Annotated in this window: 13 protein-coding genes; 9 read left to right on the top strand and 4 right to left on the bottom strand. The window is 66.1% G+C overall.

The window, feature by feature from the left end:
• Positions 1-2: 2 nt before the first annotated feature.
• The gene (locus tag AC6CHP_RS15950; protein WP_498230913.1) at positions 3-1,439 is read right to left on the bottom strand and encodes a glycoside hydrolase; all 1,437 of its coding nucleotides are present in this window, start codon (positions 1,437-1,439) and stop codon (positions 3-5) included.
• Between the two features lie 279 nt (positions 1,440-1,718).
• Here AC6CHP_RS15950 and AC6CHP_RS15945 point away from each other — a divergent pair, with 279 nt between their 5' ends.
• Complete coding sequence (locus AC6CHP_RS15945; protein WP_498230911.1) at positions 1,719-3,290, top strand: glycoside hydrolase family 32 protein; 1,572 nt, start codon at positions 1,719-1,721, stop codon at positions 3,288-3,290.
• A gap of 102 nt (positions 3,291-3,392) precedes the next feature.
• Here AC6CHP_RS15945 and hxlA read toward each other — a convergent pair whose 3' ends face one another.
• A complete protein-coding gene (gene hxlA / locus AC6CHP_RS15940) occupies positions 3,393-4,016 on the bottom strand; it encodes a 3-hexulose-6-phosphate synthase (RefSeq protein WP_498230909.1) in 624 nt (207 codons plus the stop codon).
• Positions 4,017-4,073: 57 nt separating this feature from the next.
• Positions 4,074-4,676, bottom strand: a complete 603-nt coding sequence (gene hxlB / locus AC6CHP_RS15935; protein ID WP_498230907.1) for a 6-phospho-3-hexuloisomerase — start codon at positions 4,674-4,676, stop codon at positions 4,074-4,076.
• Positions 4,677-4,808: 132 nt separating this feature from the next.
• Here hxlB and AC6CHP_RS15930 point away from each other — a divergent pair, with 132 nt between their 5' ends.
• Together AC6CHP_RS15930 and AC6CHP_RS15925 are read left to right on the top strand one after the other, a co-directional pair.
• Entirely contained in the window at positions 4,809-6,068 is a 1,260-nt protein-coding gene (locus AC6CHP_RS15930; protein ID WP_498230905.1) for a helix-turn-helix transcriptional regulator, read from the top strand.
• Positions 6,069-6,135: 67 nt separating this feature from the next.
• A complete protein-coding gene (locus tag AC6CHP_RS15925; protein WP_188728786.1) occupies positions 6,136-6,942 on the top strand; it encodes an IclR family transcriptional regulator in 807 nt (268 codons plus the stop codon).
• A 90-nt stretch (positions 6,943-7,032) separates the two neighbouring features.
• Here AC6CHP_RS15925 and AC6CHP_RS15920 read toward each other — a convergent pair whose 3' ends face one another.
• On the bottom strand, positions 7,033-7,965 hold the full coding sequence (locus AC6CHP_RS15920; RefSeq protein ID WP_104185765.1) for a LysR family transcriptional regulator: 933 nt from the start codon (positions 7,963-7,965) through the stop codon (positions 7,033-7,035).
• A 160-nt stretch (positions 7,966-8,125) separates the two neighbouring features.
• On the opposite strand from AC6CHP_RS15920, the gene AC6CHP_RS15915 reads away from it, so the two are divergent.
• The 6 genes from AC6CHP_RS15915 (at position 8,126) to AC6CHP_RS15890 (ending at position 18,095) form a co-directional block, all read left to right on the top strand.
• On the top strand, positions 8,126-9,430 hold the full coding sequence (locus AC6CHP_RS15915; RefSeq protein WP_377195653.1) for an aromatic ring-hydroxylating oxygenase subunit alpha: 1,305 nt from the start codon (positions 8,126-8,128) through the stop codon (positions 9,428-9,430).
• Positions 9,427-10,842, top strand: coding sequence for a ferredoxin reductase (locus AC6CHP_RS15910; protein WP_498230902.1), 1,416 nt, complete (start codon positions 9,427-9,429; stop codon positions 10,840-10,842). The genes AC6CHP_RS15915 and AC6CHP_RS15910 overlap by 4 nt, the downstream gene beginning before the upstream one ends.
• A 258-nt stretch (positions 10,843-11,100) precedes the next feature.
• Positions 11,101-13,023 (top strand): BCCT family transporter, encoded by a 1,923-nt coding sequence (locus tag AC6CHP_RS15905; protein ID WP_377195652.1) that lies wholly within the window; start codon positions 11,101-11,103, stop codon positions 13,021-13,023.
• A 3-nt stretch (positions 13,024-13,026) separates the two neighbouring features.
• Positions 13,027-13,956, top strand: coding sequence for a formyltetrahydrofolate deformylase (purU, locus tag AC6CHP_RS15900; RefSeq protein ID WP_427117638.1), 930 nt, complete (start codon positions 13,027-13,029; stop codon positions 13,954-13,956).
• Positions 13,957-13,979: 23 nt separating this feature from the next.
• Positions 13,980-16,487, top strand: coding sequence for a GcvT family protein (locus tag AC6CHP_RS15895; RefSeq protein WP_498230899.1), 2,508 nt, complete (start codon positions 13,980-13,982; stop codon positions 16,485-16,487).
• Between the two features lie 174 nt (positions 16,488-16,661).
• Positions 16,662-18,095, top strand: a complete 1,434-nt coding sequence (locus tag AC6CHP_RS15890) for an HNH endonuclease signature motif containing protein (protein ID WP_498230897.1) — start codon at positions 16,662-16,664, stop codon at positions 18,093-18,095.
• Positions 18,096-18,199 lie beyond the last annotated feature (104 nt).

Below are 18,199 nucleotides of genomic sequence, written 5' to 3'. Positions count from 1 at the left end.
ATTCAGTTGTCGGTGCGCTTGCGTACGTCGAAATCCGTGACGGTCACGGTGCCCTCGCCGGCGAACACGCCTATTCCGCCGGCGGGGAGGTCGTAGATGCGGGTGCTGAGGGCCACCTGGCGGTCCACGACTGCGACGCACAGGTCCCCCTCGACCACCACTTCCAGCGTGTGGCTGCCGGGGGAGAGGTCGCAGGGGCGTTCCAGTTCGACGGCGTAGGGAACGTCGCCTGAGACATGCCACTGGGCTTCCCCGGTGATGGTCCGGGGCCACCGGTCGAACACCAGGCGTCCGCGCTTCGGTTCGAGGCGGAGGACGTACGAGTGGTCGCCGTCCGGACTGGAGCGCAGCAGGAGCCCGCATTCCGTGGTGCCCGGCTGGATGTCCAGCACCGCTTTGGCATAGAACTGCGTGGGCAGGTCGTGTGCCGTGACGGCGGCGCTGTAGGAGTCCGGCACGTCCAGCCGGATGGGCAGCGGGCTCTCCAGCTCGAGCGGGACCGCGTCCCAAAAGCTGTCCACAAGCTCGTCCGCCAGGCCGAACGCCAGCGTCCCGTCGGGGTTCTGCCGCGCCTCCAGGACGGACATGGTGCCCGCCCATTGCCACGCGCCGTCGTCGCGATTGCCTTCCTTGCTGGCAATCCAGCCGAAGAAGAACCGCCGGCCGTCCCGCTCCGCCGTTTTGGAGGCGTAGAACGCGCGCCCGTCGATGCTGTCCAGGTCCGGAACTGTCCACGGCCCCGTGGGGCTCTTGGCCATCCGGTACCGGGTGGTGAACGTTTCGGAAAACTCCGAGTAGGCCATGTACCACCACCCGTTCCATTCGAAGACGTCCGGGCATTCATGCGTGATGTACCTGCGGGGATCCCAGAACGGGTCCGTGTGCTCCCACGTCATCAGGTCCGTGGAAACGCACTGGGCGATGACCCCGCGGCGGCGTTCGGGACCGTCGGAGTGCCGGGCCGCCAGGAGCATCCGCCACAGGCCGGCCGCCTCGTCACGGAAGACGAAGGGGTCCCGCCAGTCCGCTGACTCGTAGCCGTCCGGTGCGCCGAACGTAAGCTCCGGGTGCTTGACCCAGGTGTTCATGCCGTCCGTGCTGGTGGCGTGCATGACCAGCTGCAGGGGCAGGCCGTCCGTCCCGAGGTTGCCCGGGTTCTGGCCTGTGTAGAACAGGTGGTGGACGCCTGAGTCGTCCGCAATGACGCTGCCTGTGTAGCAGTTGAAGTCCAGGTCTTCCGTGGTTCCGTGGGGCAGGGCCACCCCGTGGTCCTGGAACTGGGTGAGGTCCTTGGTGGTCACCAGGTTCCAGGCCGTTCCGGGCTTCGGGTCGGCGCGGACCTCGTGAAGGTAGAAGAGCCAGAACTCCCCGTCCTTCTGGAAAGGGATAAGGTCTCCAACCCATGCATCGGCGGGCTGGAAGAAGACTGGGTAGCTCATCGGCGTTGATGTCCATTTCTGCTAAAGCGTTTGATCACCATGAAGCTAGCGTGAAATGGAACGCCGATCAAGCGTTTTAGCAAAAATTGTCCGGAAGGATTCTTTCGGCCGATTTGTGACGGGGGCCACTTTTGCTGAAACGCTTGACCGCGGAGACGCCGCTCGGTATGTTCTTCTGCTAAAGCGCTTAAGCAGCCGGTGGCCCGATCAGCAAACCACTGGAGGTTCCATCACCCCGAGCGCCCGGCGGAGCCGCCGCCCCCTGAGAGGAAGTCAACGATGACACATGCCTTTTCCCGTCGCCACGTCCTGCAAGGCACCGGAGCAGGAGCACTCGCCCTGTTCACGTCCGGTGCTGGCGCCAGCGCCGCATCGGCCTCACCGGCCCGGGCGGCGCAGGGCTCACAGCGGGCCATTTACCACATGACGCCGCCGTCCGGCTGGCTGTGTGACCCGCAGCGCCCGGTGTTCCTGGACGGCAAGTACCACCTCTATTACCTGCACTCCACGCAAAACAACGGTCAGGGCGGCTGGGACCACGCCACCACGGCAGATGGCGTGGCGTTCACCCACCACGGGGATGCGCTGCCGCTGCAGCCCGACTTCCCCGTATGGTCCGGATCTGCCGTGGTGGACACCGCCAACACGGCGGGCTTCGGCGCGGGGGCCGTCGTGGTCCTCGCCACCCAGCCCACCGGCGGCATCCGCAAGTACCAGGAGCAGTACCTCTACTGGTCAACCGACGGCGGCTACACGTTTACTGCGCTGCCGGACCCGGTCATCGTGAACACGGACGGGAGGGCTGCCACCACGCAGGCGGAAATCGACAATGCTGAATGGTTCCGGGACCCGAAGATCCACTGGGATGCCGTGCGCAACGAGTGGGTCTGCGTGATCGGCCGGGCGCGGTATGCGGCCTTCTATACCTCCCCGAACCTGCGTGACTGGCAGCTGAAGCGCAACTTCGACTTCCCCAACCCCGCGCTGGGCGGCATCGAATGCCCCGACCTGTTCGAGATGACGGCCGACGACGGCACCAGCCATTGGGTGCTCGGCGCCAGCATGGACGCCTACGGCATCGGGCTGCCCATGACCTACGCCTACTGGACCGGCACGTGGGACGGGGAGCAGTTCCTGGCTGACGACGTCGCCAATCCACAGTGGCTGGACTGGGGCTGGGACTGGTACGGAGCGGTGACATGGCCGGCTGCAGAGGCGCCCGCAACACGGCGGTACGCGATTGGCTGGATGAACAACTGGAAGTACGCCGCCCGCGACGTTCCCACGGATGCGTCCGACGGGTACAACGGGCAGAACTCGATCGTGCGGGAGCTGCGCCTGGAACGCCAGGGCGGTGGCTGGTACAGCCTGCTCAGCAGTCCCGTCACGGCGCTCTCGAACTACGCCGGCTCCACCACCGCGTTCCCGGCCCGGACGGTTAACGGCAGCTATGTCCTGCCCTGGAACGGCCGCGCGTACGAACTGGAGCTCGACATCTCCTGGGAGGCCGCCGCCAACATCGGGGTCTCGGTGGGCCGCTCTGCCGACGGCGCCCGGCACACGAACATCGGCAAGTACGGCAATGAGCTGTACGTGGACCGTGCGCCCTCGGATCTTGCCGGCTTCTCACTGCTGCCGTTCACGCGTGCGGCAGCGCCCATCGACGCCGCCGCGCGGTCCGTCCACCTGCGCATCTTCGTGGACACCCAAAGCGTCGAGGTGTTCGTCAACGCCGGCCACACGGTGCTCTCGCAGCAGGTGCACTTCGCCGACGGCGACACCGGGATCTCCTTCTACACCGACGGCGGGCCTGCAACGTTCTCCGGCATCACCATCCGGTCCTTCCAGTAGCCGACCACGCGAAGCGGCGGCCCCCACGCATCGGTGGGGGCCGCCGTCGGCATTGCAGCCGGTTCAGCAGCCGGCCGGAAAACCAGCTGCCGGCAGGAAGAATCAGATGATGGCAGCCTTCAGTTCCTTGGCCGCCAGGGCGGGGTCTCCGGCGCTGTAGATGGAACCGCCCACAACGGCCACGTCCGCGCCGGCGCGCTGCACGGCCCCGATGGTGGAGATGTTCACGCCGCCGGCCACGGAGAAGGGTACGCGGGCTTCTTCTCCGGCGCCCAGCAGGACGTTCAAGTTGTAGCCGGGCAGCGCCTGCTCGTCCAGGCCGGCATGGAACTCGATGAACTGGGCGCCCAGCACCCGGGCTTCCTTGGCGCGGGACACCTTGTCCGCAACGCCGATCAGGTCCACCACCACGCCCTTGTTGTGGGCCTTGGCGGCCTTGACGGCGCCGGCGATGGTGGAGTCGTCCGCGCTGCCCAGGACGGACACCAGGTCCGCGCCCGCGTTGAAGGCGATGTCGGCCTCGAGCTCGCCGGCATCCATGGTCTTCATGTCCGCGAAGACAATCTTGTCCGGATGGGCCGTCTTGATGGCGGTTACGGCGGAGAGGCCTGCGTTCTTGATCAACGGGGTGCCCAGTTCGATGATGTCCACGGACCCGGCAACCTTGCCGGCCAGGTCCAGTGCGGCCTCGACCGTGAGGACATCCATGGCTACTTGCAGTTTCATGTGGGGGATCGCTTTCTGTTGTTTCCTGCGTTTTAGGGTGGGGAGGGGAAAAGGCAATTACTCGAGGTTTGCGTGCCGCAGCCAAAGGTCCTCCGCCGCGGACGTGTCCTCGTCCCACAGGCTTTGGAACACCGCCTCGGTGGCGGCGAACAGCACCTGCTCAAAGAGGCTGCCCGAGTACTGCCGCGTGAGCGCCGAGCCGTGATCCGTCTTCCTGGCCGCAGGGATGATCACGACGGCGGCAGCAGCGGCCGCCAGCGGGGAACCTTGGGCGGTAGTGTAGGCAGCCACGCGGGCGCCGTGGGCAGCTGCAGTTTCCGCGGCTTTGACGACGCCGGCCGTGGTGCCGGAGCCGGAAGCCGCGAGGAGCAGGTCGCCGGCGCGGATCGCGGGTGCCGTTGTCTCGCCGACCACATGGACCGTCAGGCCCAGGTGCATGAGCCGCATGGCCGCCATCTTCAGGACCAGGCCGCTGCGGCCGGCGCCCGCCACGAAGATCCGGTCCGCCAGCCGAAGTTCGGTCACCAGCGCGGCCACCTCCAGCGGGTCGACCTGCTCCACTACTGAGCCGATCTCGCCCAGGACCAGGCCCCGGTTGTGGTGGAAAGCCCGCGCTGTTCCCGTCAGGGCCGCCGGGCCTGCTTCTGTGGTGGCGTTCATGCATGTACCTCCTTGGATAATGGTGCCCTTCCATGCTCGCCCGCCCTGGGGGTGGGTGAAACGGCATGATGGGACGGTCCTGCCCACCCGAAGGGGTAGGTACACCTCGGGCGGCCCGCCTACACTGGACGGGTGGAACACCCAGACGCTCCCCTGCTCCGGTCAATTGCTGCCCTGGCAACGGCACCCCTGTTGGACATGGCGCACCGGCTGCGCGAGGCTGCCCGCCCCTACATCACGTCCAGCGCGCTGGTGATTTTCACGGAGGACTGCACCGGCCGGCCGCAGAAGAAGGCCGGTGACGAGGCCATCATCAGCCGGGTGTCCATAGCGGAGCTGGATGCCATTCGGGCAACGCTCGTGGAGGCGGGCGACGCCGGAACCTGGAGCGGGGAGGCCACGTTCGGCGGCGGCCTTCGCCGGGTCCTCGCGGTGTCCTCGCCGAGCGACGCGCTCCTGGTCCTCTCGGACCCGCAGCCCGTCGGGCCGGAGGCGCAGTGGATCCTGCACTACCTCTGGACCCTCGCAGCTGAACGGATCCGCGAAAAAGTGGCTGATGCGCCGCCGTCGTACCTCATCGAATCACGCGCCGCCTCGGCGGAACGCCTGCGGGTGACCGCTGAACTGGTGGACCAGCACTCCACCACCCTCGAAACGCTGCTCGCGGCGCTGAGGTCGCCTTCGCTGGAGGACGCCGCGGCCCGGACTGCGGCAACGGACGTCGCGGCCAGGGCATTGGTGGGCCTCCGCACCCTCAGCGACCGCACCACCGGCCTCGTGGAGGAACCGGTCGCCTCCGCTTTCCAGCGCCTTCGCGAGGACCTCCGGCCGCTGATGGGCTTCAGCGGCATCGACGTCCAGTTCATCGAACCGCCCGTGAACGGCCGCGCGCTTCCCGGCGAGGTGGCACACGCCGCCAGGGCGATTGTCCGCGGCCTGGTCCTCGCCATGGTGGACCAGCAGGGCGTCCGCCGGATCCGCACGCAATGGGATTGCGACGGCGTGAACCTCCTCATCAACGTGCGCGACGACGGCCCGGGCGAGCTTTCCGCGTCGGCGCCTGCCATGGCGCGCCTGGTCCAGCGAGTTGAAGCGCTGGACGGGAGCATGGGTGTGGACGTGATGCCCGGCTGGGGCGCCGACGTGGCCGTGGCGATTCCGCTGGACCCGCCGGCCCGGCCGCTGGCCGACGTCGCCCAGTGGAACCTGGGGGAGCGCGAGGTGGAGGTCCTCCAGCTCTTGGCCGCCGGCCAGCGGAACCGGGGGATCGCCGCGAAACTCCACATCAGCGAGAACACCGTGAAGTTCCACCTGCGCAACCTCTACCGGAAGATCGGCGCATCGTCGCGCACTGAGGCGATGGCGCTCGCCCACAGCAACGGCCTGCGCTGATTTCGTCAGCCGGTGATTTCGGGCGCCGCTGATTTCACGCGGCGCTTGCTACTTGAGAGTATTAGTCATGGCTTCGAACAATGAGCGCGAACCCGACGTCGATGGTGAAGCGGGCCACGGCGGCGTCCAGTCCGTGGACCGTGCCCTCGCGGTCCTTGAGATCCTGGCACGGGACGGCCACGCCGGCGTGAGCGACATTGCCGAGGAAATGGGCATCCACAAATCCACTGTTTCGCGGCTGCTGGGCTCACTGGTGAGCCGGGAAATGGTCCACCAGAACAGTGAGCGCGGGAAGTACCAGTTGGGCTTCGGCATCCTCCGGCTGGCAAGCTCCATCCCCGGACGCCTGAGCCTGGTGCGGGAGGCCCGGCCGGTCATGGAGGCCCTGGCGGACCAGTTCAAGGAGACGGTGAACCTCGCCGTGCTGCGCTCCAATTACGCGGTGAACGTGGACCAGGCGATGGGGCCGTCAACCCTGGCCACGTATGACTGGGTGGGCAGCCTGACCCCGCTGCACGCCACCTCGAGCGGCAAAGTCCTGCTGGCGGCACTCTCCGCGGATGACCGGGACCGGATCCTGAAAGAGACAGGGCTTCCTGCACGCACCCCCCGCACCATCACCAGCCGCAAAGAGCTCGAAGCCGAGCTGGTCAACGTGGCCCGGGACGGCTACGCCGTGACCCGGGAGGAATTCGAAATCGGGATCAACGCCATGTCCGTGCCGGTGTACAGCCACCTGGGAACGGTCATTGGCGCCATCAGCATCTCCGGCCCGGCCTTCCGCTTCGATCCTGGGAAGGAACCGGGGCTGGCAGAAGGCCTCAAGGAGGCAGGCCTCCAGGTGAGCGCCAAGATGGGCTACACCCGCCGGTAATGCGCCAGGGGCCAGGTCAGGTTCCCCGCCAGGGTCCGTAAGCAGGATAAGGACGCTGCCGAACGCCACGACTCCGCGCGCCGGTGGCGCTCAGAGATCCTCTTCGAGGCGGGCGGTAAGGATCCGGTTGGCATTGGCCTGCAGGATGCGGAGCGACTCCTGGATCAGTGGTGAGGCGATGCTGCCCCTGCGCACCGCGGCGACGATGCGGCGCGTGGGTTTTCCCTTGCCGGTGATACGTAGCCGAACCACGTTCTCAGCTCCATGCAAAGGCGCCAGCCGGGGCAGCAGGCCGACGCCCAGCCCCGCACCCACGAATGCGATGTGGGTTTCCCATTCAACGGCTTCATGGGCAATCCGCGGTGTCACCCCGACTGCCGTGAACGCCGCCGTGAAGAGGGAATGGTAGGCGGAACCGGCGGCCTCCGTGATCCAGGGCTCCGACGCCAGCTCCTCAAGCGTCGCCGTTTCCCGTGACGCCAGCGGATGGTCGCCGGGAATGATCACGTCCAATGGATCGTCGAGCAGGACTTTCTGCTCGAAGCGCGGATCGTCCTCACCGTAACTGTCGGACTGCATGGCCACAATGACTGCAAGGTCGATTCGTTCGGCAATCAACAAATCGAAGCAGCGGGCCGGTTCAGCCTCAAGAACCTGCACCTCCAGCAGGGGGTGTGTTGAGTGCAGGGTGGCGGCCAGCGGCGCGAGCAAGTGGGCGGCTGCAGAGGAGAATCCGCCGAGTCCAAAATGGGCCTGCACCTGGTCGCCGGCCTCCATGGCCGCGGCGCGCAGGCCCTCCCACTGGGCAATGAGGGGATCCGAGCCCGCCACGAGAAAACGTCCTGTGGCGGTAAGCCGCACGCCCCGGCCGTCTTTTGTCAGCAGCTGCATTCCAAGCACGCGCTGGAGCTCCCGTAACTGCGCGGAGACGGCGGAAGGGGAATAGCCCGTGAGCTCAGCGGTCCCGCCTATGGTGCCGCACCGGGCGAAGACGCGGAGCGTGATGAGTCGCGCATCGATCATGCACCTATTCTGCAGGGTAATCTTCAATATTTTGCGCTTTTCTTGCAGCGCTTGTGACCCTAATCTCATCACAACGAGTACTTCGACCACTGCCGGTACCACCCCCGCACCCGTGGTCAACACGCAACACCCACTACCCATGCCTCCCGGGAGGAAACCCATGACTGCTTCAGTGAACGTGCCCCTCAATTCACGCGGAAAAATCGCTGCATCATTGCCTGCCGAGCAGCTGGCCGAGATTACCGCGCTGTTTGAGTTCCGTCGCACCGGCTACTCCCTCGATGCCCCCTTCTACACCGATCCCTCCATCTTCAAGATCGACATGGAGGCGATTTTCGGCCAGCACTGGATCTTTGCCGCCAGCACCGCCGAACTGCCCGAGCCGGGCGACTATGTCACCGTCGACTACGGGCCCTACTCCCTGATTGTGCTGCGCAACGACGACGGCGGCGTGAACGTCCTGCACAACGTCTGCCGCCACCGCGGCGCCCGCGTCCTGACCGAAGCTGCCGGGTCGACCGGAAACCTGGTCTGCGGCTACCACTCCTGGACCTACTCCCCGGAGGGCAACCTGATCCATGCCTCCGCGCCTGGGGAAGCGAAGTTCGACAAGAGCTGCTTCGGCCTCAAGCGCGCCCACGGCCGCGAGGTCGCCGGACTCATCTTCGTCTGCATCGCGGATGAACCGCCAGCGGACTTCGACGAAACCGCGAAGATCTTCGAGCCCTACCTGGCGCCCCACGATCTCTCGAAGACAAAAATCGCCTACCAGCAGAACATCATCGAAGAGGGCAACTGGAAGCTCGTCATGGAGAACAACCGTGAGTGCTACCACTGTGACGGCCACCCCGAGCTCGCCTGCTCCCTCTTCCCCACCTGGGGCCTGACGGAGGGCCTGATCCCGACCCACCTTGAGGAAGTGTGGGACCGGAACAAGGAAGCCCAGTCCTCCCTCGAGGAGCGTTGCCGCCGCTATGGCCTTCCCTATGAGGTGGTCGAGCAGCTTGACACGCGCATCGCGGGAATCCGCATCTCACGGGAATCACTCGATGGAGAGGGCGAATCGTTCTCCGCGGACGGGCGGAGGCTTTCCAAGAAGCTGCTCGGGGACTTGCCCGACTTCCGCCTGGGCCGCTGTTCCATGCACCTGCAGCCCAACAGCTGGTTCCATTTCCTCGGCGACCACGTCATCACGTTCGGTGTCTTCCCCATCAACGAACACCAGAGCCTCGTACGCACCACGTGGCTGGTGGCTGACGACGCCGTGGAAGGCGTGGACTACGACCTTGAGAAGCTCACCTACACCTGGAAGCAGACGAACCTGCAGGACAAGGCGTTCGTGGAGCTCTGCCAGCAGGGTGCCGGCAGCCCCGCTTACGAGCCAGGTCCCTACATGAAGAGCGAATACCAGGTCGAGGCATTCATCAACTGGTACGTGCAGCGCGTGCAGGAGCACTTGGCATGATTGAAGTCCTCACTGAAACGGCAATCCAGGAACCGCAGCGTATCCGGGGTCTGGAGATGCCGTGGAACAGGGTGATGGGAAGCACCGAGACGCCCGCCCGGGCGGCCCGTGCACTGGGCCCATGGCATCCGCAGGAGTTCATGGCCGAATGCGTCGAGACCGTTCCCGAGGCCGGGGGCATGATGACCTTTGTGTTCCGCCGCTGCGACGGTGCGCCCTTGGCGTTCCGTGCCGGCCAGTACGTGAACGTCGCATTCCCCGTGAATGGCGAGGACCAGGAACCGGTGGACCGCAGCTACTCACTGTCCAGTTCGCCCACCGAGCCGTGGACCTTCAACATCACCGTCAAGTGTGACCCTACGGGGCTGGTCTCGCCGTGGGTGCACGATAACGTCAAACCCGGCACCGTTCTTGAGATGCTGGGGCCGGTGGGGGCATTCCACCTGCCCGATGCCGACCGGCGGGCACGCTATCTCTTGCTGGCCGCCGGCGCAGGCATCACTCCCATCATGTCCATGGTGCGGACCATCCATTCCCTGCCCGGACACGCCGATGTAGTGGTGCTCTACCACGGCTCGGATGCTGCCGGCTTTGCCTTCCATCGGGAATTGGCCTACATCGCCTCCGTGGACTCACGCGTCAAGGTCTACTACTCCCTGGGCGACCGCAGCGTACCGGAGGGGTGGGAAGGACTCAGCGGAAGGCTGACGGCGGCCATGCTCGAGGAGGTGGCTCCGGATGCCAACGGCCGCCAGGTGTACGCATGTGGTCCCGAGGGTTACCTGAACACCGCCACCGAACTGCTCAAGAAGGTCGGCGTCGACGACACTTCCATCTACATGGAGTTCTTTTCGGGAGACCGCCAGACGCTCCTTGAATACCAGGCGGAGGTGGCATTCGCAGCCGACGTCGCGGAAGAGATCGCCGAGGAGATCGCCGAATCAGCCGAGGACTACTTTGAAAGCCTGCCCGCCGCGTTCGGGCTCTACGAGCCTGGTTACGACGCCGACGGAACCCTGCCGGCCTCGGGGCTGCCGCTGGAAGTCATCAACCAGGACGCACCCGGCCCCGACCCCTCCGCCGACACCCCGGGCGGGGAGCCGGAGGCCGGTTCCCCTGACGCCTCGAGCTTCGACACGGTGGGAACAGGCAGCCTCACCATGTCCTTCATGCGTACCGGCATCAATGTGCGGATCGACCCCACCGAGCACATCCTCGAGGCGGCCCAGCGTGCGGGTGTCCGGATTGGCGCGAACTGCAAGGAAGGCATGTGCGGCTCCTGCAAAGTCGTCAAGCTTTCCGGGGAGATCGAGATGAACCACCAGGGCGGGATCCGGGCACGGGAAATCTCCGCAGGCAAGTTCCTGCCCTGCTGCTCCGTTGCGCAGACGGACCTGGTGATCGATGCCTGACCCCTGTTCGGGCCCAGTGTCAAGGCGTAGCCGAACCCCTGAAATAGGGCTTAAGAAATCGGAAAAACCTTGACACGCGGCTGCGGCCGGGGCCACTCTGTTGCTTATTACGAGACGCGTTGATCCTTGTGGAACAACAGCCCGATCACAGCAAAGCTGATTCTGCTGACTGAATGCCAGCAAGCACTGGATCTTCCGCCCGGCGTGGGGACGCCGGAGCACTGCGCCAGCCCATGAATTCAAACCAAAGGACTTGACATGGCTTTGAACAGCGACATCCGCCCGGATGCCCAATCCCCCCTTGAGCTGGAGGAGCCCACACCCGTTCCTTCACCGGAGAACCCTCTTTCCGCCCACGACTCACACGATGCGGAGGACACCCAGCAGATCATGCAGGAACTCCGCCAGACCAAGGCCGAACAGGCTGTGGCGGAGCGGCGGAACCGTAAGCTCACCCTCGACAAGGCCACCTTTGGCATCACCGGCATCCTGGCCCTGGCGTTCGTGGCCTGGGGCTTCCTGGGCCGGGACAGCCTGGCCGCAACCTCAACCGTCGCGCTGGACTGGGTGATGGAATACACCGGCTGGCTCTTTATGGTGCTGGCCTCGCTGTTCGTCGTTTTTGTCCTCTGGCTGGCCCTCGGAAAATGGGGCAACATCCCGCTGGGCAAGGACGGGGAACGGCCCGAATTCCGGACGGTCTCATGGATCGCCATGATGTTCGCCGCCGGCATGGGTATCGGCCTGATGTTCTACGGCGTGGCCGAGCCGCTGTACCACTACATCGCCCCACCGCCCGGCACCGTGGACGGCCGGACGCCCGCTGCCATCCAGACGGCCATGGCCACCTCCATCTTCCACTGGACCCTGCATCCCTGGGCGATGTACGCCGTCGTCGGAATCGCCATGGCCTATGGCACCTACCGCCTGGGGCGCAGGCAACTGATCTCCGCGGCCTTTACGTCCCTGTTCGGCATCAGGACGGTGGAAGGGCCGGTAGGAAAGTTCATCAACATCCTGGCAATCTTCGCCACGCTGTTCGGCACGGCGGCCTCCCTGGGACTCGGCGCCCTGCAGATCGGCAGCGGGCTGAGTTCGAACGGCTGGATGGGCGAGGTGGGTACGCCCGTCCTCGTGGCCATTGTCGCCGTCCTGACCGCCTGCTTCGTGGCCTCAGCAGTGTCCGGCATCAGCCGCGGCATCCAGTGGCTGTCCAACATCAACATGGTCCTGGCCGTGGTCCTGGCGCTCATCGTCTTCATCGCCGGCCCCACACTCTTCATCCTCAACCTCATCCCTGCCGCAGTGGGGGACTACGCCCGGGACCTGGCCGAGATGTCCTCCCGCACCGAGGCAGTCGGTGACGAAGCCCTGCGCACCTGGATGTCCGGCTGGACCATTTTCTACTGGGCATGGTGGGTGTCCTGGACGCCTTTCGTAGGCATGTTCATCGCCCGGATCAGCCGCGGCCGCACCATCCGGCAGTTCGTCACCGGCGTCCTGCTGGTCCCCAGCGTTGTCAGTGTCATCTGGTTCGGCATCTTTGGCGGTGCCGCGTTCAAGGTCCAGGAGAAAGCGGACCAGGCGGGCCAGCCGGGACTGGTGGCCATGACTGACGGAGCACCATCCATCGACTTCGACGGAGCACTGTTCGACCTCGTCAACAACCTGGCCATGCCGGGCTGGCTGACCGGAGCAGTCATTGTCCTGGCCATGGTCCTGGTGGGAATCTTCTTCGTCACCGGCGCCGACTCGGCGTCCCTGGTGATGTCCTCCCTGAGCTCCAACGGTTCAGCCGAACCAAAACGCGGACTGGTCATCTTCTGGGGCCTGCTCACCGGCGCCGTGGCGGCAGTGATGCTGCTCGCCGGAGGCGACAAGCCCTCGGAGGCGCTGTCCGGGCTGCAACGCATCACCATCGTCGCGGCCCTGCCGTTCGTGCTGGTCATGCTGCTGCTCTGCTTCGCCCTGGTCAAGGACCTGCGCCGGGATCCGCTGTCCCTGCGGCGGCGACTGGCTGACTCAGTGGTGGAACGCGCCATCCGGACCGGCGTGGACCAGCACGGCGGCGTCCAGTTTGATCTCGTGACCCAGCATCAATGTGACCAGCGCTGTTCCGAGGACGGCCCCTGCGCCGCTTCCCCCGCTGACACCCAAGCCCCCGCAAAGAACCAGGAGTAGACCATGACCACAGTCCTCGAGGGCCGCCCCACCGCCAACGCGACGGCGGAAGCCGGCGCTGTCCCCAGCGTCCGCAGTACCGGCACCGCACAGTACGTCCTCACGCTTGCATGCCCGGAGCGCCCCGGAATCGTCCGGGCGATCACCGCATTCCTCGCTGACCGCGGCTTCGACATCGTTGAACACCAGCAGTTCGATGACCACATGAGCGGCAAGCTCTACCTTCGCACGGCCTTCACCCCGGGAGACAAGGAAGTTTCCGCGGAAGGCCTCAGCGCAGAGTTCGCCGCCACTGCCGATGAGTTCGACATGGAGTTCGCCATCCACGACGGCAGCCCCCAGCGCGTGCTGGTGATGGTCTCGAAGTTCGGCCACTGCCTCAACGACCTCATCTTCCGGTGGCGCGCCGGAAGCCTGGGTGCGGAGATCGCCGTCGTGGTGTCCAACCACGAGGACCTCCGCCCCATGGCTGAAGCTGCAGGACTGCCCTTCATCCACGTCCCTGTGACCGCCGAAACCAAGCCCCAGGCCGAGGCGCGCCTGCTGGAACTGGTCGAGGAGTACCAGGCAGACCTGGTGGTCCTGGCCCGCTACATGCAGGTCCTCTCGGACGGCCTCAGCAAGACCCTTCGCGGCCGCGCCATCAACATCCACCATTCCTTCCTGCCGGGGTTCAAAGGGGCCAAGCCGTACCACCAGGCCTACGACCGCGGCGTGAAACTCATCGGAGCCACCGCACACTACGTCACCGCAGACCTGGACGAGGGCCCGATCATCGAGCAGGAAGTGTTCCGGGTGGACCACAGCCTGGACCCGAATGCACTTGTCACTGTCGGCAGGGACGCCGAATCGCAGGCACTGTCCCGCGCCGTCAGGTGGCACTGCCAGCACAGGGTCCTGCTCAACAACACCCGCACCGTCGTCTTCCGCTAACGCGAATACCAGGAGAACTACTTATGAGCGCATCACCACGCGTTGTCATCATCGGCGCCGGCATCGTCGGAACCAACCTTGCCGACGAACTCGCCACCCGGGGCTGGACCAACATCACGGTGGTGGAACAGGGCCCGCTGGAACTTGCCGGCGGCTCCACCTCGCACGCGCCGGGCCTGGTGTTCCAAAACAACCCGTCACGAACCATGACCGAATTCGCCACGTACACCGTCAACAAACTGCTCGCCCTGAGCAAGGACGGCCAGTCCTGCTTCAACCAGGTGGGCGGCCTGGAGCTGGCCACCACCCCCGAGCGCCTGGCCGACCTCAAGCGCAAAATGGGCGTCATGACCTCCTGGGGCGTCGAAAGCCGGATCGTGGACGCCGACGAATGCGAAAAGATCTACCCCCTCCTGAACACAGGCAAGCTCACCGGCGGCCGTGAAGTCCTGGGCGGCCTGCTCATTCCCACCGACGGTCTGGCCCTGGCCGCCCGTGCGGTGCAGCTGCTGATGGAGCGCTCCAGCGAGGCCGGCGTGAAGTACCAGGGCAACACCACCGTGACCGGCATCGCCCAGGAGGGCGGCAAAGTGACCGGCGTGGAAACGGACAACGGACTGATCCCGGCGGACATCGTGGTGTCATGTGCAGGTTTCTGGGGCCGTGAACTCGGCAAGATGGTGGGCCTGGAAGTCCCGCTGCTGCCGCTGGCCCACCAGTACGCCATCAGCAACCCGCTGCCCGAACTCGAGGGCGTCAACGAGCTCCCTAAGGGCGCCAGCAAGCCCATCCTGCGCTACCAGGACAAGGACCTGTACTACCGCGAATGGGGCGACCGCATCGGCATCGGCAGCTACGCCCACCGCCCCATGCCGGTGGACATGTCCGCCCTGCCGAAGGTCTCCGCAGAGGAAATGTCGGACCACCGCATGCCCTCCCGCCTCGATTTCACCCTGGAAGATTTCCTGCCCGCGTGGGAGGACAGCCAGGACCTGCTGCCGGCGCTGCGCAACTCCGGGATCCAGGACGGCTTCAACGGCATCTTCTCCTTCACTCCGGACGGCGGCCCGCTCATGGGCGAGGCTCCCGACCTGCAAGGCCTGTTCGTGGCCGAAGCCGTCTGGGTGACACACTCCGCCGGTGTGGCCAAGGCAATGGCGGAGCTCCTGGTGGACGGCCACCCCCAGACGGACCTGCACGGCTGCGAGCTCACCCGGTTCGAAAAGGTGCAGACCTCCGACGCGTACGTCAGCGAAACGTCCCAACAGAACTTCGTGGAAATCTACGACATCCTGCACCCGCTCCAGCCCAAGGAATCCCCGCGGGACCTGCGTGTCAGCCCGTTCAACGTCCGGCAGAAGGAGCTGGGGGCCTTCTTCCTGGAGTCCGCCGGCTGGGAGCGTCCGCACTGGTTCGAGGCCAACCGCGGCCTGCTGGAGGAGCTTCCCGCAGAGTGGCAGGCGCCGGAGCGCGACGAGTGGTCCGCCATGTTCTCTTCCCCCATCTCTGCGGCCGAAGCGTGGAAGACGCGTACCGCCGTCGGACTTTTCGACATGACGCCCCTGAAGCGGCTCTCCGTGGTGGGTCCCGGCGCGCAGGCGCTGCTGCACCGGCTCAGCACGGGCAACATCGCCAAGAAGCCAGGTGCCGTGACCTACTGCCTGCTCCTCGAGCACGACGGCGGCATCCGCAGTGACGTGACGGTGGCGCGGCTGGCGGAGGAGGACTTCCAGCTGGGCGTCAACAGCAACGTGGACTTCGACTACCTCCGGGTGGAGGCCCGGAAGCAGTCGGCTGCCGATCCCGCACAGTGGGTGCATGTTTCCGACATCACCGGCAGCACCTGCTGCATCGGGCTGTGGGGGCCGCTGGCCCGCGAAGTGATCGGCAAGGTCTGCTCCGACGACCTGACCAACGACGGGCTCAAGTACTTCCGCACCAAGGAAATCTCCGTTGGCGGCATCCCCGTCACGGCCATGCGGCTCTCCTATGTGGGCGAGCTCGGCTGGGAGCTGTACACCACCGCCGAATACGGGCTGAAGCTGTGGGACCTGCTGTTCGAGGCGGGCCGGGAACACGGCATCATCGCCGCCGGCCGCGGCGCGTTCAACAGCATGCGGCTCGAGAAGGGCTACCGGCTGTGGGGCACGGACATGACCTCGGAACACCACCCGTACCAGGCCGGCCTGGGCTTCTCAATTGCCAAGGACAAGACCGGGTTCGTGGGGTGTGAGGCCCTTGCTGCGCGCAAGGAGCAGCCTTCCGCGCGGGAGCTGCGGTGCCTGACGGTCGACGACGGCACGTCCCTCGTGCTGGGCAAGGAACCGGTGTACGTGAACGGTTCCGCAGCTGGGTACGTCACGAGCGCCGCCTACGGTTACTCCGTGCGGAAGCCGATCGCGTACGCGTGGCTGCCCGCCTCGGTGTCCGTCGGTGATTCGGTGGAAGTTGAGTACTTCGGCAAGCGCATCGCCGCCACGGTCTCTGCCGAGCCGCTGTTCGATCCGGGCATGGAGCGCCTCCGGGGCTAGTCCGAAACCTGTCCGGACTTATCGTCGGCAACCGGGGGTCGCTTGTACAGGCGACCCCCGGTTTTTCGTGTGCTGGCTCGGTTCCCGCGTCATTGTCAGACCCCCTTGCGATGATGGGTTTATGGGCGGGGAAGCGGTGGCGGGGCGTTTGCGGATATCAGGGCCGCCCTTGCCGTGCTCAACGCGGAGGTGGACGGGTGCGGTGCGGAGCCGTTCTCGGCTGCTGATCCGTTGGCCGGGCTGGCGGATGGGAGCCTGGACATCCTTGCCGGCGCGGCGGCTGTGGAGGCCGGCGTGGCGGGCCTGAAGGCCCGAGCTGCCATGAAGTACGCCGGCACCGCCCATGCCCTGGCCCCTCCCGGGATGCCGGTGCAGGCGCAGGAAATGGCTGTGGCCGCCGAGATCGGGTGCGTGCTGGCCATTGGGCCGCGGGCCGCCAGCGCGTTCCTGTCCGTATCCCACGCCCTGACCAGCACCTTGCCGCTGACCCTCTCGGCCCTGCAGGCCGGCACGATCTCGTGGCAGCACGCCCGGGGCATGGCGGACGAGGCAGCCACCCTCGACCCCGCTGGCGCCGCCGGCCTGGAGGCTCACTTCCTGGACCCGGACACACCACGGCCTGCCGGTGCGGCGACGATCGGGGAGATGCCGGCGTACCGGTTCAAACACAAAGCCCTGACCTGGCGGGAACGCCACCACGCCGAATCCATCGGAAAACGCCATACCAAGGCCGCCGCGGACCGGCGGGTCGAATACAGGCCAGACCAGGACGGCATGGCCTGGCTTTCGGCCTACCTCCCCGCCCACCAGGCAATGGCAGGCTGGAACCGGCTCAACGCCCTCGCCCGCGCCGCACAAGGACCCCACGAACCCCGCACCCTCACCCAGCTCCGGGCCGACCACTTCGCCGAAGCCATCCTCACCAGCGGCACCAGCACCAGCAGCGGCGACGGGGCAGAGACAGGAACGGATCTCACCCCTTCGTCGCGGATCCGGGCGCAGGTTCTCGTCACCGTGCCGGTCCTCGCCCTCATGGGAGTGACCGACGAGCCAGCAATGCTCGACGGGTACGGACCCATCCCAGCCTCCATGGCGAGGGACCTGGTCGCGAACGGGGCGGAAGCGTTCCACCGGGTCCTGGTCGATCCGCGGGACGGGGCCCCGCTGGAGATCGGCCGGGCCAGCTACCGGGTCACCAAAGCCATGCGGAACTGGCTCCGGCTGCGGGACGGCAAATGCTCTTTCCCCGGCTGCAGCAACCCCTCTTTGGACAATGAGGCAGACCACCTCCTCGCCTGGCACCACGGCGGAACCACCGGCATCAGCAACCTCGGACAACCCTGCCCGAAACACCACAAACTCCGGCACACCAGCGGCTGGACACCAACACCAGCCACCAAAAACCAACCTCCCGGCTGGACCTCACCCACCGGCCGCCACTACAAAAGCGAACACCAGGACTGGCAACCACCCCACTGGCCGGACGAACTGATGCCGGAACTGATGCGCCTCAACGGATCAATCGTTGGGTTTGCAGACTTCGCCTACATCGGATTGTCCCCGGGGGAAGAGGGCCTGGCGCGCTTCCTGCACGCCCCACCCGCCTGATCGGCGGACAGATTCTGGAGGAATTTCAAAGCCGGCACCAGAGCGGGGTCATTCCCGCGGGCCCTGGGTGTCACCTGCTCAGTGCCAGCCTTGCTGGCACTGGA

It is taken from the genome of Pseudarthrobacter sp. GQ63, from assembly GCF_059758765.1.
This window is presented reverse-complemented; position numbering and strand designations above follow the sequence as displayed.

What these genes read in the sequence shown, in the direction of transcription:
- AC6CHP_RS15910 (WP_498230902.1), top strand. Translation starts at nt 9,427, where the DNA reads ATGATTGAAGTCCTCACTGAAACGGCAATCCAGGAACCGCAGCGTATC.
- AC6CHP_RS15950 (WP_498230913.1), bottom strand. Translation starts at nt 1,439, where the DNA reads ATGAGCTACCCAGTCTTCTTCCAGCCCGCCGATGCATGGGTTGGAGAC.
- purU (WP_427117638.1), top strand. Translation starts at nt 13,027, where the DNA reads ATGACCACAGTCCTCGAGGGCCGCCCCACCGCCAACGCGACGGCGGAA.
- hxlA (WP_498230909.1), bottom strand. Translation starts at nt 4,016, where the DNA reads ATGAAACTGCAAGTAGCCATGGATGTCCTCACGGTCGAGGCCGCACTG.
- AC6CHP_RS15945 (WP_498230911.1), top strand. Translation starts at nt 1,719, where the DNA reads ATGACACATGCCTTTTCCCGTCGCCACGTCCTGCAAGGCACCGGAGCA.
- AC6CHP_RS15905 (WP_377195652.1), top strand. Translation starts at nt 11,101, where the DNA reads ATGGCTTTGAACAGCGACATCCGCCCGGATGCCCAATCCCCCCTTGAG.
- AC6CHP_RS15925 (WP_188728786.1), top strand. Translation starts at nt 6,136, where the DNA reads ATGGCTTCGAACAATGAGCGCGAACCCGACGTCGATGGTGAAGCGGGC.
- hxlB (WP_498230907.1), bottom strand. Translation starts at nt 4,676, where the DNA reads ATGAACGCCACCACAGAAGCAGGCCCGGCGGCCCTGACGGGAACAGCG.
- AC6CHP_RS15915 (WP_377195653.1), top strand. Translation starts at nt 8,126, where the DNA reads ATGACTGCTTCAGTGAACGTGCCCCTCAATTCACGCGGAAAAATCGCT.
- AC6CHP_RS15920 (WP_104185765.1), bottom strand. Translation starts at nt 7,965, where the DNA reads ATGATCGATGCGCGACTCATCACGCTCCGCGTCTTCGCCCGGTGCGGC.
- AC6CHP_RS15895 (WP_498230899.1), top strand. Translation starts at nt 13,980, where the DNA reads ATGAGCGCATCACCACGCGTTGTCATCATCGGCGCCGGCATCGTCGGA.